Annotated in this window: 1 protein-coding gene; it reads right to left on the bottom strand. The window is 65.7% G+C overall.

Translation table 11 applies throughout. The annotated features are described in order from the left end of the window. Positions 1-11 precede the first annotated feature (11 nt). Complete coding sequence (locus AB0G35_RS37225; protein WP_360959224.1) at positions 12-1,145, bottom strand: IS630 family transposase; 1,134 nt, start codon at positions 1,143-1,145, stop codon at positions 12-14. Between the last annotated feature and the right edge of the window lie 48 nt (positions 1,146-1,193).

Here is a 1,193-nt window from a genome sequence, read left to right on the forward strand (position 1 = left end):
CTAGTGCCGCATCAAGCAACGTTCGCCCTGTTCACGACCTCGCGTAGGCGTTCGTCGGCAGCGTGCTTGTTCCGCCAGATGATGTAGCGGCGGATCATGCTGCCCTGCTCCTTGTGGCTGGCATGATCGGTGCCGTCGAGAGCGAAGTAGCGCAGGGCTGTGAACTGGGCTTCGATGCGGTTGAGCCAGGAGCTGTTGGTCGGCGTGTAGGCGAACTCGACGTTGTTGGCCGCTGCCCAGTCGCCGACCCGGGTGTCCTTCTTCGTGGTCAGGTGCGGGGAGAAGTTGTCGAGCACGATCGCGACGCGGATCTCGGGCGGGTAGAGGCTGCGCAGGTAGCGGCAGAACTCCAAGAATCTGCTCCGGTTCTTCTTCGGCTTGATGTGGCCGTAGAGCTTGTCCCTGCCCAGGTCGTAGGCGGCGAACAGGTGGCGGACCCCGTGCGGTCGTGTGTAGGTCGCCCGGCGTCGGGGCCGGGGTCCGCGGCTGGGATCCTTGTGCTTCCCACCGCGCTCGGCCCAGTGCCGACCGGGGTGGGGCTGGAGGTTGAGTGGCCCGAACTCGTCGAGGCACAAGACGACGTCGGGCTCACCGTCCTCGGGGACGACCTCCCCGTCGGCGATCGCGTAGAGGTGCTCGACGCGGGCCTTCTTGGCCGCGTAGTCGGGGTCGCGTGAGCTCTTCCAGGTCTTCACGCGTTGAAACGAGACGCCCTCCTCGCGGAGCAGTGCCCGCAGGCCCTCGTGGCTGATGTCATCGACCACCCCCTCGGCGACCAGGAAGTCGGCCAGCTTGGCCAGGCTCCAGGTCGAGAACGGCAGGCCATGCTCGGCCGGCTTGGACTTGGCGATCTTCTTGATCTCACGGCGTTCGGGGAGGCTGAAGGTCTTGGGCCGGCCGCCCTTGTACTTCGGATAGAGCGAGTCGAACCCGTCCGCGTTGAAGTTGTGGATCACATCTCTGACCCGGTCCGGGCTGGTGAAGGTCACCTCGGCGATCTTCGCCACGGGCATGCCCTGCGCGGATAACAGCACCATCTGGGCACGCCGCCAGGTCACCACCGAACCGGTGCCTCTACGGACGATCCGCAGCAACCGCCTGCCCTCGTCGTCATCGATTTCCCGGACCTGCACACGTTCAGCCACGCGATCATTCTGGCCGTCCGGCACCGCCCAGGACAGCAACAGAGTGAC

Origin of the sequence: Streptomyces sp. NPDC021749, from assembly GCF_040640655.1 — a bacterium.
Classification (GTDB): domain Bacteria; phylum Actinomycetota; class Actinomycetes; order Streptomycetales; family Streptomycetaceae; genus Streptomyces.